Origin of the sequence: Yokenella regensburgei ATCC 49455 (genome assembly GCF_000735455.1) — a bacterium.
GTDB classification, from domain to species: domain Bacteria; phylum Pseudomonadota; class Gammaproteobacteria; order Enterobacterales; family Enterobacteriaceae; genus Yokenella; species Yokenella regensburgei.
Genome location: NZ_JMPS01000067.1, coordinates 1 through 14,603 on the forward strand (window position 1 = coordinate 1; position 14,603 = coordinate 14,603).

Here is a 14,603-nt window from a genome sequence, read left to right on the forward strand (position 1 = left end):
ACAAGCTGCTGTCGATAGTGGGCATTCTTAACTTCCCGGCGCTGCTTGGTCTGATGGTGGTCAGCAATAACTTTGTGCCGCTGGTGTTTGGGGAAAAGTGGGTCAGCATCGTGCCTGTCCTGCAATTGCTGTGCGTGGTCGGGCTGTTACGCTCGGTGGGCAACCCTATTGGCTCGCTGCTGATGGCCAAAGCGCGGGTGGATATCAGTTTCAAATTCAACGTCTTTAAAACGTTCCTGTTTATTCCGGCAATTATTGTCGGCGGGCATCTCGCCGGGGCGCTCGGCGTGACGACAGGCTTCCTGTTGGTACAAATCATCAACACCATTCTGAGCTACTTCGTGATGATAAAACCGGTGCTGGGCTCCAGCTACCGGGATTACATCCTGAGCCTGTGGCTGCCGTTCTGGCTCTCGATACCCACGCTTGTAGTGAGCTATGGGCTTGGCGTCGCACTCGATCAGCATCTGCCGCTGGGCGTGCTGCTGGCCGTGCAAATTGCAGGCGGTATTGCGGCGTTTCTCGCCATGCTGGTGGTCTCGCGCCACCCGCTGGTTGTGGAAATCAAGCGTCAGCTGTGCCGTAACGAAAAAATGAAAACGCTGCTCCGTGCAGGCTAATAAAGAGAAAACTATGAAATTACTCATTCTTGGCAACCATACCTGCGGCAATCGCGGCGACAGCGCTATTCTTCGCGGCCTGCTTGATGCCGTGATGACGCTGGAGCCCGAAGCGGAAGTCGATGTGATGAGCCGCTACCCGGTGAGCTCGTCGTGGCTGCTTGACCGCCCGGTGATGGGAGATCCGCTCTATTCCCAGATGAAACAGCACAACAATGCCGCCGGGGTGATGGGGCGGATCCGTAAAGTGCTGCGTCGGCGCTATCAGCACCAGGTGCTGCTTTCGCGGGTGACCGACAGCGGCAAGCTGCGCAACATTGCGATTGCCCAGGGTTTTACTGATTTCATCCGTCTGCTCTCGGGCTATGACGCCATTGTTCAGGTTGGTGGGTCATTTTTCGTTGATTTGTACGGCGTATCGCAGTTCGAGCATGCGCTTTGTACGTTCATGGCGAAAAAGCCGCTGTACATGATTGGCCACAGCGTGGGGCCGTTCCAGGAGTCGCAGTTCAACCAGCTGGCGAACTATGTCTTCGGCAACTGCAATGCGCTGGTGCTGCGCGAGTCCGTCAGTCTTGAGTTGATGAAGCGCAGCAGCATCGATACCCGTAAGGTGGAGATGGGCGTCGATACCGCCTGGCTGGTGGCGCATCAGGAGCAGGCGTTTGTGCCGGGCTACGCCGTGCAGCACTGGCTCGATCTGATTCAGGCGAAGAAAACCGTGGCCATTACGCTACGCGAGCTGGCTCCGTTCGATAAACGTCTTGGCACCACTCAGGAAGCGTATGAAAAAGCGTTTGCTGAGGTGGTTAACCGCATCACCGAAGAGGGATGTCAGGTCGTTGCGCTGTCGACCTGTACCGGTATCGACAGCTACAACAAAGATGACCGGATGGTCGCGCTGAAGGTGCAAAAACATCTGCGTCATCCGGAGCGCTATCACGTGGTGATGGATGAACTTAACGATCTGGAAATGGGCAAACTCCTTGGCGCCTGCGACCTGACCGTCGGCACGCGCCTGCATTCCGCCATTATCTCGATGAACTTTGGTACCCCGGCTATCGCCATTAACTATGAGCACAAGTCTGCGGGCATCATGCAGCAGTTGGGGATGCCGGAGATGGCAATCGACATCAGGCATCTGCTGGACGGCAGTTTATGCGCGATGGTGAGCGACACGCTGAGCCAGCTTCCGGCCATCAACAGCCGTCTGGCGCAGGCGGTTGCCATCGAGCGCGAGCACGGCATGCAGATGGTGCAGTCGGTACTAAAACGCATTAAGGAGCAGGCATGAAGGTTGGTTTCTTCTTACTGAAATTCCCGCTTTCCTCCGAGACCTTCGTACTCAACCAGATTGTGGCGTTTATCGAGATGGGCTACGAGGTGGAGATAATCGCGCTGCAGAAAGGGGATACCACCAATACTCACGCGGCCTGGCGCCAGTACCGACTGGCGGAGAAAACCCGTTGGCTGATGGAAGAGCCTGATGGTAAAGCCGGAAAGCTTAAACACCGCGCGCTCAGCACGATGCGCGGGTTGCTGCGCGCTTCCACCTGGAAGGCGCTCAACGTCCGCCGCTATGGCGATGAGTCACGTAACCTGATCCTCCCGGCTATCTGCGGGCTGAACCCGCAGCCGCTGGAGGCCGACGTGTTTATTGCACACTTTGGTCCGGCGGGGGTAACGGCAGCAAAGCTGCGTGAGCTTGGGGTAGTGAAAGGCAAAATTGCTACCGTGTTTCACGGCATTGATGTCTCAAGCCGCGCGGTGCTCAGGCATTACACCCCGGAATACCAGCAGCTGTTTCGCCGGGGTGACCTGATGCTGCCGATAAGCAATCTGTGGTCAGAGCGTCTGCAGGGAATGGGCTGCCCGAGCAGCAAAATAGCGGTCTCCAGAATGGGGGTCGATATGGGCAACTTCGCGCTGCGGCCGCTGAAAACGCCTGGCGAAACGCTGCAGATTATCTCCGTGGCGCGGCTCACCGAGAAAAAGGGCTGCACGTGGCGATTGATGCCTGTCGTCAGCTCAGGGATATGGGGGTGAACTTCCATTACCGGATCCTGGGGATTGGCCCGTGGGAGCGCCGTCTGCGGACGCTTATCGAACAGCACCAGCTTGAGGGAGTGGTCGAGATGCCCGGTTTTAAACCGAGCCACGAGGTGAAAGCGATGCTGGATGCCGCCGACGTATTCCTGCTGCCCTCCATCACCGGTGCGGATGGCGATATGGAAGGTATTCCGGTGGCATTGATGGAGGCGATGGCGGTGGGTATTCCGGTGGTATCCACGCTGCATAGCGGCATTCCGGAACTGATTGATGCTAACCAGTCGGGCTGGCTGGTGCCTGAGAATGACGCCACGGCGCTCGCCGAACGCCTGTGCACATTTTGCCATATGGATACGCAAACGCTGCGCCCGGTGGTGCAGCGCGCAAGGGAGAAAGTAGAAACCGAATTCAATCAACAGCGCATTAATCAGCAGCTGGCCTCGCTGCTGGGCACGCTGTAAGAGAGAGACATTATGGCTAACAACGTTCTCACGCTGAGCCGACGCCGTTTTCTTGTCGCGGGCTCAGCGCTTGCCGCACTCCCTTTGCTTCACAGCTCACTGGCTCGCGCCGCGACCGCTGATGACGGAGCGGATATCCGTACCTTTGTGCGTAACAACGACTGGGTAGCCGCTTTCCGCCAGGCCTTCGACCAGCATGATGTGGTTTCCGTACCCGCCGGGGTGGTGTGCGATACCATCAATACCCGCATCGATATGCCACCGGGCAAAACGCTGCGGGTGGCGGGTGAACTAAAAGGAAGCGGTAAAGGACGTATCGCGCTGCAGGATAACTGCAACATCATCGGGAGTGCCGGCGGGAGCCTGCACAACGTTAACCTCGACGTGCGCGGATCTAACGTGCTTATCGAGGGGCTGAAGATGAGTGGTTTTGGCCCGGTATCGCAGATTTTCATCGGCGGGAAGCAGAACCAGCCTGCCGTGATGCGTAATCTGATAATCAAAGCGCTGACGATCACCCAGGCCAACTACGGCATTCTGCGGCAGGGTTTTCAGAACCAGATGGAAGGGGTCAAAATCGTCAACTGTCACTTCAGCGATCTGCAGGGCGATGCCATCGAATGGAACGTGGCCATCAATGATAAGAACATCCTGATCTCTGACCACGTCATCAACAACATCAACTGCACTAACGGCAATACCAGCTGGGGGATCGGGATTGGGCTTGCGGGCAGTACCTACGATAATGACTACCCCGAACATCAGAGCGTGAAAAACTTTGTGGTGGCAAACATCACCGGCAGCAACTGTCGCCAGCTCGTCCATGTGGAAAACGGCAAGCATTTTATTATTCGTAATATTAAAGCGACGAATATCCTGCCCGAATTCAGCAAACAGGCGGGGCTTGATAACGCGACGGTGGCGATTTACGGCTGCAATAACTTCGTGATTGATGACGTGCAGATGGTGAACAGCGCCGGGATGCTGATTGGCTACGGCGTTATCCGTGGCGCTTATCTCTCTATTCCGCAGAATTTCCGTCTCAACAACGTGCAACTGGATAACAGTACGTTGCCCTATAAGGTGCGTGGCATTCAGATCTCGGCAGGGAATGCGCCGTCGTTCGTCTCTGTCACCAACCTCAATCTTAAACACGCCTCGCTTGAGATACTCAATAAACCGCAGCACCTCTTTATGCGCAATATCCATGTGATGCAGGAGGCCAGCCGCGGCCCGGCTTTGAAGCTCAACTTCGACATGCGTCGCGACGTGAGGGGCCGGTTTATGGCGAAGGACGACACCCTGCTGGCGCTGACAAACATTACTGCTGTGAATGAAAACGGTCAGCCGTCGGTGGACATTGACCGGATAGACCAACACGTGGTGAACGCAGAGCGGCTGAATTTTCACTTGCCAGGGCGCTGATTTCCGACGATTCCTGGAAACACTGGTTAACTCTCGGAACAAAGCGGATATTTTACCGCCGCAAGCCAGGTACAATCACAAAACCTACTGGATAAAACGGCTTTAAAGGCTATAATTCTTCAACGATTTACAGGTGGATACGCTAATGGTTAATTTGAAAGCAGTCATTCCGGTAGCAGGTTTGGGCATGCATATGTTGCCCGCCACAAAAGCCATTCCGAAAGAGATGCTGCCGATTGTCGACAAACCAATGATTCAATACATTGTCGATGAAGTTGTTGCTGCAGGAATCAAAGAAATCGTCCTGGTCACCCATGCCTCAAAGAATGCGGTGGAAAACCACTTCGACACCTCCTACGAACTTGAGTCACTGCTTGAACAGCGCGTGAAGCGCCAGCTGCTGGCTGAGGTGAAGTCTATTTGTCCGCCAGGCGTGACCATCATGAACGTCCGCCAGGCGCAGCCTCTGGGGCTTGGCCACTCTATTTTGTGCGCGCGCCCAATCGTGGGCGATAACCCGTTTGTCGTGGTACTGCCGGATATCATCATCGATGATGCTACCGCCGATCCGCTGCGCTATAACCTTGCCGCAATGGTGGCTCGTTTCAATGAAACTGGTCGTAGCCAGGTACTGGCGAAGCATATGGCAGGCGATCTCAGCGAGTACTCGGTCATTGAGACCAAAGAGCCGCTGGACAGCGAAGGTAAAGTCAGCCGTATCGTCGAGTTCGTTGAAAAACCGGATCAGCCGCAGACTCTGGATTCTGACCTGATGGCCGTTGGCCGCTATGTGCTTTCTGCGGATATCTGGCCTGAGCTGGAACGTACCGAGCCGGGTGCCTGGGAGCGTATTCAGTTGACAGATGCTATCGCCGAACTGGCGAAAAAACAGTCTGTGGATGCCATGCTGATGACCGGTGACGCCTACGATTGTGGCAAGAAAATGGGCTACATGCAGGCTTTCGTACAGTACGGGCTGCGCAACCTGAAAGAAGGGGCGAAGTTCCGCAAAAGCATCGAAAAGCTGCTGGCTGAGTAAGGCCCCGCAGCGATGCTATACATTGATTAAATGTATACCTATGAACGGCAGTTGGGTATTTAAAAACCAAACGGGTTTTTAGAATGCCGCTGCCGTTTTGTCATTTAAATCAATCACTAAAAAAAGCAGTTGCATTTATTTTTGATGATTGTACGTAGGAATTGTCCTTGTCATAAAGTGCGATTAGGACCACAATGCGTCATCAAATTTTAACATGTTCTGACTGCGTAAAAACGCGGCAGGGCAGCAGACTTTCTATGCGTTTAGTGCACTGGTAGCTATTGAGCCAGGGGCGGTAGCGTATCTCGCATTAGCGAATAAGCATAACTCATTGTTTCTGAATATCTTAAGAGCGAAATAAACGTGAAAATTCTGGTCACTGGTGGGGCAGGCTTTATTGGGTCTGCAGTGGTACGACATATTATCAATGATACGCAGGATTCCGTGGTCAATGTCGATAAGCTGACTTATGCAGGCAATCTTGAATCACTGGCCGACGTCGCGCACAGCGATCGCTATCGTTTTGAACATGCCGACATCTGCGACAGTGATGCGATGGCGCGTATTTTTGCCGAGCACCAGCCGGATGCCGTGATGCACCTGGCGGCAGAGAGCCACGTTGATCGTTCGATCACCGGTCCGGCAGCTTTTATCGAAACCAACATTGTGGGTACCTACGTACTGCTGGAAGCCAGTCGCCAGTACTGGTCATCATTAAGCGCTGAGAAGAAAACCGCATTCCGTTTCCACCATATCTCTACTGATGAAGTGTATGGTGACCTTCCTCACCCAGATGAAGTAGCGGAGGGCAGTGAACTGCCGCTGTTTACCGAAAAAACAGCCTACGCACCGAGCAGTCCTTACTCCGCATCAAAAGCCTCCAGTGACCACCTGGTTCGCGCCTGGCTGCGTACCTACGGTTTCCCGACCATTGTGACCAACTGTTCTAACAACTACGGTCCTTACCACTTCCCGGAAAAACTGATCCCATTGGTTATCCTCAACGCCCTGGAAGGCAAATCCCTGCCGGTTTACGGTAAAGGCGATCAGATCCGCGACTGGTTGTATGTTGAAGACCACGCGCGCGCGCTTTATACCGTGGTGACACAGGGTAAAATTGGTGAAACCTACAACATCGGCGGCCACAACGAGAAGCAAAATCTGGATGTGGTGCACACTATCTGCTCCCTGCTGGATGAAATCGTTCCGAAAGAAGGCTCCTATCGCGACCAGATAACTTACGTTGCTGACCGCCCGGGACACGATCGCCGCTACGCCATTGATGCCGAGAAAATTGGTCTGGAACTGGGCTGGAAACCGCAGGAAACCTTCGAAAGCGGGATCCGCAAAACGGTGGAATGGTATCTGACCAACACCCAGTGGGTAGAGAACGTGAAAAGCGGCAGCTACAAGTCGTGGATTGAAGAAAATTACCAGAATCGCTAACAGCGGCTCGCTTTATTTTAGATAGTGATGTATGCGTTTTTAGCTGACAGGGGATGGCAATGAAAGTATTGGTGACTGGCGGAACCGGGTTTCTTGGTACTGCGTTAGTCCAGGCGTTGAAATCATCAGGGCATCAAGTGATATTAACAACGCGTCGGCAGGAAGATATTGAACAGGGAATTTACAACCTGGGTGATATTTCAGCGGAAACCAACTGGGTAAACCTTCTGCAAGGATGCGATACCGTCATTCATACTGCAGGAAGGGCACATATCCTGAATGATAATGCTCAGGATGCATTAGCTGAATTTCGCCGTGTTAATCACGACGCGACCTTGAAATTGGCTAAAGATGCCGCCAACTGCGGCGTAAAGCATTTCATTTTCATCAGCTCGATTGGTGTGAACGGCAATGCTACCTCAGGAACCCCCTTTACTGAAGCATCAGAACCTCGGCCAACTTCTGACTACGCCATTTCTAAACTTGAGGCTGAGCAAAGTCTGCGGCAAACCTTTACCAATAGCGAAATGGCGGTAACCATCGTCCGTCCGGCGCTGATCTGTGGTGAAAATGCGCCAGGTAATATCCAGCGCCTGTTAAAACTGGTGTCGAAAAATCTGCCGTTACCGTTTAAAAACGTGAATAACAAGCGTGCGCTGGTGTCGCTGGACAACGTTGTCAGCTTTATTAATGAATGCGTCGTGAATGATAAGTCGAAAAATCAACTCTATCTGCTCGCCGATGCAGAGCGACCCTCAACCGAGGATATGATTAACGCCTTTGCGACTGGAATGGGTATTCACGCAAAAATTATCTATTTCCCGAAGAGCGTCCTGAAATTATTGCTTTCGGCCGTGGGTAAAGCTGGCATTTACGATCAGTTATTCGGCGATCTTGAAGTTGATGCCAGTAAATCGAGAGAGCAACTGCACTGGACACCGCCGATAACGCTGCATGAAACTATGAAAAAAACGGCGAAATATTATATCGAAGGTAATAAATAATGTTGGATTTAGGGATCGTAATATTCGCATTTTTAGTGTCATGTGCACTGACCTGGGGGTTACGCGGTTATGCGATTAAACATAACGTGATTGACCGACCAAACCAGAGAAGCTCGCATTCTGTGCCAACGCCGCGTGGGGGTGGGGTGGCTATTGTCCTGACGCTTTTAGCCGCACTGGTGTGGTTTTATTTCAGCAACGCGCTGACGGTAGATGGTTTCTTAGGTTTATTCATTCCGGGGTTAATTGTTGCCGTAATCGGGTTCCTGGATGACCACGGTCATATTGCGGCACGCTGGCGTCTGCTGATGCATTTCCTGGCAGCGGCAATTGGCCTGTATTTCTTAGGTTCTTTCCCGATTATTACTCTGTTTGGTTACGATCTCTCATTATCATGGATTGGGATGATTCTGGGCTGCTTCTATTTGGTCTGGATGTTGAATTTATACAATTTCATGGATGGGATTAACGGTTTAGCCAGTTCGGAAGCGATCACCTTTGCGGCAAGCAGTGCGATGTTAATGGTCGTTAACCAGTATACGCTTGCTCCTGGTAGCATCTATCCACTGACACTTGCCCTTGTTGGTGCTGCTGCCGGTTTTATTGTCTGGAACTTCCCGGCTGCCAAAATCTTTATGGGGGATGCCGGAAGCGGTTTCCTCGGAATAACCATCGGGCTGATGATCCTCCATATTGCGAAAGTTGATTCACACTTCTTTATTGCAGAGCTATGTTTGCTGGGTGTTTTCATCGTCGACGCCACCACCACGCTGCTGCGCAGAGTGGTTGCCGGTAAGAAAGTCTACGAAGCGCATGCGAGCCATGGTTATCAGATCCTTGCCCGGAAATATGGCAGTCATGTTCCGGTGACGCTGATGGCGATTGCCGTTAACCTGCTCTGGCTCTTGCCAATTGCTTATCTGATTGCAGCAGCCAAAATTGATGGCATTGTGGGTCTGATTATCGCCTGGTTACCGCTGTTCTTTGTGGCATTCAAATGTGGTGCTGGCGTGAAAGACAAAGAGAGCAACGTCAATGCATGACCTGATGATTTTGGGGGCTGGTGGCCATGGACGCACGCTATGCGAAATGGCCAGACTACTGGGCTATGCGGATATTGTGTTTCTCGATGAGAATGCATCCCTTTGCCATGAGACCAACAAACTCATTATTGGTAAAATTTCAGAGCTACCGTTACATATCAAAAAGGCTAATAACGTCGTTATTGGCATTGGAAATAATAAAGTCAGAGAACAACTCTATCAGCAGGTTATCAGCTTAGGTATCCAACCTGTCACGCTAATACATCCGTCGGCTTTTGTCAGCTCGTCGGCAACAATAGCTGATGGCTCAGTGGTATTAGCGATGGCTGTGGTGGGTGCTAACGCAACATTAGGTACATGCACGATTGTAAATAGTCATTCGACAGTAGACCATGATTCCATTCTCGGTGATTTTGCTCACTTAGGTGTTGGTGTTCACCTTGCAGGAAGTGCTGACATTGGGAAATCAGCTTTTCTGCAGGCTGGTACAGTGGGTGGTTATAATGCAAAAGTGGACGATGACTCAGTGTGCCCTGCTGGTTCTATTTTATAAACTGAAGGCAAGCTTTAACGAGGCGACTAGTTTTTAGTATGCTAACTTATTTAATATCTTTACCAAGACCAATAAAACGAATCATTACGTTATCTATCGATGTTGTACTGCTCTTATGCGCGTTCTGGTTTGCGTTTTGGGTACGTATAGATTCACTGACACCGTTATATAGTACGCCGCATTGGCTATTGATATTTTCAATAATCGTCGTCACTTTGGCAATATTTGTCAGGCTGGGGCTGTACCGTGCAGTTATTCGCTATATTACGGCTAAGATTCTACTGGTCGTGGCAGTTGGTATGTGTATATCATCCATATTGCTGATTATTGCGGCGTTCTATACCAATCTTTATCTGCCGAGAACGATTCCATTCATTTACTTCTCATTTGGCTTACTGCTTATCGCCGGTTCAAGACTCGGAATGCGAATGCTGGTAAACCGCGGCATGAAGCGGGGCACCCGAGTCGTCATTTACGGTGCTGGGGCGTCTGGTCGTCAGTTGCTGCCAGCGTTGAGCCAGATGGATGAATATTATCCGGTTGCATTTGTCGATGACAACCGTGCCCTGCAGGGACAGGTTATTCACGGCGTCAGCGTCTTTGCACCAGAAAAACTGGCCTGGCTGGTTGAGAAATACGAAGCGAAGAAAATTTTGCTGGCGATGCCAAGTGCCAGTCGTGCCAGAAAAAATGAAGTGATTAAGACACTGGAAGGTTTACCTTGTGAGGTGCTTTCTATTCCTGGGATGGTCGACCTGGTAGAAGGTAAAGCGCGTATCGATGCGTTACGCAAAGTGGTCATCACCGATCTCCTGGGACGTGACCCTGTTTCGCCAATTCCGGAATTAGTATCCCGTAATATCAACGGGAAAACGGTTATGGTTACAGGTGCAGGCGGTTCCATTGGTTCTGAACTGTGCCGGCAGATAATCAAAAATAAGCCCGATCAGCTTATTCTGTTCGAGCTGTCAGAGTTCTCACTGTACTCCATTGATTCTGAACTGCGTAATCTGAATCTCAGCCAGGATTTGCAGGTTAAGATTTACCCAATTCTTGGCAACGTGCAGGATAAAGAGCATCTCGAAAGATTAATTAAAGCATTCAACATCGACACGATTTATCACGCCGCGGCGTATAAACATGTGCCTCTTGTTGAGTTCAACGTCCTTGATGGCGTTCGCAATAATATCTTCGGTACTTTGTGCTGTGCCCAGGCGGCGGCGACCTGCGGTGTGGAAAACTTTGTTTTAATTTCCACCGATAAAGCGGTACGACCTACAAATACAATGGGTGCGACCAAACGTATGGCGGAGTTGGTGCTGCAGGCATTAGCGAAGGAATACAGCAAGACCTGCTTTAGCATGGTTCGTTTTGGCAACGTGCTGGGTTCTTCGGGCTCAGTTGTGCCGCTGTTTGAAAAACAGATTGCCTCTGGTGGTCCGGTCACGTTGACTCACCAGGATATCACACGTTACTTCATGACTATCCCTGAGGCGGCGCAATTAGTGATTCAGGCAGGAGCGATGGGAACCGGCGGCGATGTTTTTGTTCTCGACATGGGTGAGCCGGTGAAAATTATCGATCTTGCGCACCGTATGATTGCGCTACAGGGGCTCTCCGTTCGCGATGACAAAAATCCGTACGGCGATATTGCGGTTAAAACGACGGGTTTGCGTCCGGGTGAAAAACTTTATGAAGAGTTGCTTATTGGCGACAATGTGTCCACGACGCAACACCCGCGTATTAAGACTGCTAACGAAGTGATGTTACCGTGGAGCGAGATGAGCGCTATTCTTGCGGATCTGGACAGTGCCTGTCGTGAATTTGACTACGAGCGGGTGCGTGAGATCTTACTGAAGGCACCAACAGCATTTAACCCTACTGATGGCATCTGTGACTTACTCTGGAAAGAAAAAACGGTTTCTACCCACTAATCACTTTTGCAGCGTTGAGTGTTAACTCTTTATTCAGGTTGGAAAGACGAGCTTTCCAACCGAAGGAACAAAAATGAACGTCATTAAAACACCTTTAAAAGACTGCGTTATTATCGAGCCAAAAGTTTTTGGCGACTCCCGGGGCTTTTTCCTGGAAGCATGGCATAAAGAAAAATATGAGCAGGCCGGAATTACAGGTAACTTTGTTCAGGACAACCGCTCTCGCTCGAGCCGTAACGTACTGCGCGGATTGCACTTTCAGCGCACTAAACCACAGGGTAAGTTAGTGAGCGTGATTAGTGGTGAAGTTTATGACGTTGCTGTGGATCTTCGCCCGGGCTCCGAAACCTTTGGGCAATATGTTGGCGTTATTCTTTCTGGTGAGAAGAACAACCAGCTTTACGTTCCGCCTGGCTTTGCGCATGGCTTCTGTGTATTGAGCGAATATGCTGATTTTCATTACAAATGTACTGATTTCTACGATCCGTCAGACGAAGGCGGCATTATCTGGAACGATCCTGATATTGGTATTGAATGGCCTGTTACGTCGCCGCTGCTGTCTGATAAGGATATTAAATTAATGACTCTTGCTGAATACGGAAATTCATTATGAAATCGCATTATACGGTAATTGGTGGACGAGGATTTATCGGCAGTGAGATCGTCGAAAACCTGAAGGCGAAAGGTGAAACTGTGGTGGTGCCACCACGTGATGACGATTCATTATTCAATAGCGAACTGGGTATCGTCATCTATGCTGCGGGTAATGGTGATTGTGCTAATACCCCGTTTGATGTTTATAAATCCAATACCGAACTGCTGGCAGCTCTTTTAGAAAAAGCCAGCTTTGATAAGCTCATCTATATTTCCTCAACTCGTCTTTATATGGAGCAAGAAGGAGCGAGTGAGTCGGATGATTTGACTGTATGCACCAATGACAACAGAAGATTATTCAATCTTACTAAACTGGTGAGTGAAGAGCTGTGTCTAAAAAGTGCACGTGAAACAATTATTGTCAGACCTAGTAACGTCTACGGACTTGCGTTAAAGAGTAAATTATTCCTGCCAAGCATTATCAGAAATGCCATCTCTAACCATCATATTGATATGTATGTAGCTCCTGAATATGCAAAAGACTATGTTGCTGTTAGCGATGTTGCTGAGGTGATTTACCAAATCAGTCGTCACAGTCAGCATAAGATTTACAACATTGCTTCTGGTGTGAACACCACGGCTGCAGATATTGCGGAGCTTATTTCAAATAAAACTGATTGCACCATCAAATGGCATGACGGTTTTAAGGGCGAATATTTCCCTCCTACGGATAACTCGAGAACAGTCACTGAATATAGCCACACTTATCGGAACGTGCTGGCTGATATCGAAATAATGATTGATAATTTTAAAAAGATCATTACTGCGGTCTGATTTTACTATCAACCATAACAAGTTGGAGTTGTTCTCATGTTTGATCTGGTAAAATCCGACATTCTTCGTTATTACCAATTAACCGGGCGTAATAAATCAACAGTTTCTTTCGGCGGTATCGTCGGCGCATTTTTGGGAATGAAAATGACACCGGTTATTCTGTATCGAATGAGTCATTTTTGCTTTAAGAAAAGAATTCCTATTGTTGGGAAGATCTTTGCATTAGTTAACTTTATCGTGTTCGGTGTTGAAATTGCGGCGAACTGCAAAATTGGCGGGGGATTCTTTATTCCTCACTCACAGGGTATCGTCATTGGTGCCTCTGAGATTGGCAAAAATGCAACGATATATCAGCAGGTTACCCTGGGCGCTAAGAACATCGATATTCCTTTCAACCATGCTAACCGCCCGGTGCTTGGAGATAACGTTGTTGTTGCCTCCGGTGCTAAGATTCTCGGTGGAATACGTATTGGTGACAACGTTATCGTTGCTGCTAATGCCGTTGTAATGCAATCTTGTGATAACAACGTGCTTTTGGTAGGGATCCCGGCTGTAGTTAAGAAGAGTATTTGAAATGAAAGTGTTGTTCCTGTGTCCTCGCTTTTTTAACTATGAAAACGAAATTTCTGATGCGTTAAGACGCGCCGGTGCGACTGTCGATTATTTTGATGAAAAACCATTTAACAATGTTTTCTTTAAAATAATTTTAAGGTTGTGGAAAAACAGTAATTTCATTCGCCGAATCTCAGATACCTACTTTGAGAAGATCCTTTCACAAGCGAACGAGCAATACGATTATGTGATAGTATTGAAAGGCGAGTCTCTTGACAGAAAAAGTCTTTTAAAATTTAAAGAGAAATACAAGAGTGCAAAGTTTATTTATTACGCCTGGGACTCAATTAAAAACTACCCTCATATCCAGGAATATTTGAATCTGTTTGACAGTGTGTTTACGTTCGATGATAACGATGCAAAAGCATATCATTATATGACGCATTTGCCATTATTCTTCTCACCGGATTTTGTTAATCACCATCAGCGGCCTTCATTGGAAGGGAAAAAACCAACCATTGCTTTCCTTGGTACTGTACACAGCGACAGATATAAATTACTGGGTGAAATATATCAAAAACACAAGAATGATTATAATTTGAATTTCATTCTGTTTTTTCCTTCCATCGTTGTGTTGTCAGGTTTCTTAGTTGCAAATATTAAAGATGTTATGAAATACAGACTTTGCAACTTTACCATCCGTTCCCGGAATAAAGCTCAGATCGCAAAATTTTTCTCTGATGCAGATGCCGTTCTTGATATACAGCATCCCAGGCAGTCTGGTTTGACGATGCGAACCATTGAGTGCTTACCGTTGAAACGTAAATTCATTACCACTAATGCTAATGTTAAGGGTTATGATTTTTACTCGGTAAATAACTTTTATTTTATAGATCGTTCAGATGTTAAGATTGATGCTTCATTTTTCAGTATCCCGTATAACGATGAGCATGCTGCTGTTATCGATAAATACAGTGTGGACTCTTGGGTAAGAACACTCTGTTCTGTTAAAGCTGAAAAAGCAGAGTTTTAACGTTATCTTTTTTGGA

General features: G+C 49.1%; 13 protein-coding genes and 1 pseudogene. All 14 read left to right on the forward strand.

Going from position 1 to position 14,603, the window contains the following annotated elements:
• The coding region (locus GYRE_RS15730; RefSeq protein WP_038256511.1) for an MOP flippase family protein at positions 1 to 620 on the forward strand (620 nt) is incomplete at its 5' end.
• Positions 621 to 633: 13 nt separating this feature from the next.
• Positions 634 to 1,914, forward strand: a complete 1,281-nt coding sequence (gene wcaK / locus GYRE_RS15735) for a colanic acid biosynthesis pyruvyl transferase WcaK (RefSeq protein WP_038256678.1) — start codon at positions 634 to 636, stop codon at positions 1,912 to 1,914.
• A pseudogene (gene wcaL / locus GYRE_RS23900) lies at positions 1,911 to 3,130 on the forward strand (colanic acid biosynthesis glycosyltransferase WcaL). Before wcaK ends, wcaL begins: the two are co-directional and overlap by 4 nt.
• Before the next feature lie 12 nt (positions 3,131 to 3,142).
• Complete coding sequence (gene wcaM, locus GYRE_RS15750) at positions 3,143 to 4,555, forward strand: colanic acid biosynthesis protein WcaM (protein ID WP_038256517.1); 1,413 nt, start codon at positions 3,143 to 3,145, stop codon at positions 4,553 to 4,555.
• 145 nt (positions 4,556 to 4,700) lie between these two features.
• A complete protein-coding gene (galF, locus tag GYRE_RS15755) occupies positions 4,701 to 5,594 on the forward strand; it encodes a GalU regulator GalF (protein ID WP_006820750.1) in 894 nt (297 codons plus the stop codon).
• 363 nt (positions 5,595 to 5,957) lie between these two features.
• Positions 5,958 to 7,040 (forward strand): dTDP-glucose 4,6-dehydratase, encoded by a 1,083-nt coding sequence (gene rfbB, locus GYRE_RS15760; protein WP_038256520.1) that lies wholly within the window; start codon positions 5,958 to 5,960, stop codon positions 7,038 to 7,040.
• A gap of 59 nt (positions 7,041 to 7,099) precedes the next feature.
• Positions 7,100 to 8,044, forward strand: coding sequence for an NAD-dependent epimerase/dehydratase family protein (locus tag GYRE_RS15765; protein WP_038256521.1), 945 nt, complete (start codon positions 7,100 to 7,102; stop codon positions 8,042 to 8,044).
• Positions 8,044 to 9,087 carry an MraY family glycosyltransferase gene (locus GYRE_RS15770; RefSeq protein ID WP_006820747.1) on the forward strand — a complete coding sequence of 348 codons (1,044 nt, stop codon included), beginning with the start codon at positions 8,044 to 8,046 and terminating at the stop codon, positions 9,085 to 9,087. The genes GYRE_RS15765 and GYRE_RS15770 overlap by 1 nt, the downstream gene beginning before the upstream one ends.
• Positions 9,080 to 9,640, forward strand: coding sequence for a PglD-related sugar-binding protein (locus GYRE_RS15775; protein ID WP_038256523.1), 561 nt, complete (start codon positions 9,080 to 9,082; stop codon positions 9,638 to 9,640). Before GYRE_RS15770 ends, GYRE_RS15775 begins: the two co-directional genes overlap by 8 nt.
• 38 nt (positions 9,641 to 9,678) lie before the next feature.
• A complete protein-coding gene (locus GYRE_RS15780; protein ID WP_038256524.1) occupies positions 9,679 to 11,574 on the forward strand; it encodes a polysaccharide biosynthesis protein in 1,896 nt (631 codons plus the stop codon).
• A 73-nt stretch (positions 11,575 to 11,647) separates the two neighbouring features.
• Positions 11,648 to 12,187 (forward strand): dTDP-4-dehydrorhamnose 3,5-epimerase, encoded by a 540-nt coding sequence (rfbC, locus tag GYRE_RS15785; protein ID WP_006820743.1) that lies wholly within the window; start codon positions 11,648 to 11,650, stop codon positions 12,185 to 12,187.
• Complete coding sequence (locus GYRE_RS15790; RefSeq protein ID WP_038256526.1) at positions 12,184 to 13,002, forward strand: NAD-dependent epimerase/dehydratase family protein; 819 nt, start codon at positions 12,184 to 12,186, stop codon at positions 13,000 to 13,002. Before rfbC ends, GYRE_RS15790 begins: the two co-directional genes overlap by 4 nt.
• A 36-nt stretch (positions 13,003 to 13,038) precedes the next feature.
• The gene (locus tag GYRE_RS15795) at positions 13,039 to 13,575 is read left to right on the forward strand and encodes a serine O-acetyltransferase (RefSeq protein ID WP_038256528.1); all 537 of its coding nucleotides are present in this window, start codon (positions 13,039 to 13,041) and stop codon (positions 13,573 to 13,575) included.
• A 1-nt stretch (position 13,576) separates the two neighbouring features.
• A complete protein-coding gene (locus tag GYRE_RS15800; RefSeq protein ID WP_038256530.1) occupies positions 13,577 to 14,587 on the forward strand; it encodes a WaaS/CpsH family glycosyltransferase in 1,011 nt (336 codons plus the stop codon).
• Positions 14,588 to 14,603 lie beyond the last annotated feature (16 nt).